The sequence below is a fragment of the Micromonospora arborensis genome, assembly GCF_003205615.1.
Classification (GTDB): Bacteria; Actinomycetota; Actinomycetes; order Mycobacteriales; family Micromonosporaceae; genus Micromonospora; species Micromonospora arborensis.
Genome location: NZ_PYBV01000161.1, coordinates 1 through 250 on the forward strand (window position 1 = coordinate 1; position 250 = coordinate 250).

Annotated in this window: 1 protein-coding gene; it reads right to left on the reverse strand. The window is 73.2% G+C overall.

The genetic code is table 11. From position 1 onward, the window contains the following. The coding region (locus tag C7C45_RS33260; RefSeq protein WP_425271197.1) for a hypothetical protein at window positions 1-204 on the reverse strand (204 nt) is incomplete at its 3' end. Window positions 205-250: the final 46 nt, after the last annotated feature.

Genomic DNA, 250 nt, shown 5'->3' on the forward strand with positions numbered 1-250 from the left:
GCCGCTCTGCCGAGCTCTCAGCCGCTCCGTCAGTTCACGCATCGGCAGCGGGCCCGGCAGCAGGCGGCGCAGCGCTTGGGCACGCAGGAAGCTCAGGCCGAGCGCCTGCTCCACCTCGGCCCGGCGGTTCTCCTGACGCAGCACCAGGTCGGACAGGGCCGCCCAGACCCTGGCCGCCGCGCCGCCACTGCCGTTCTCGTTCACGTGCTCCCGCCGTCCACTGCTCGTTCGGTCGGGACGGACTCCAGTC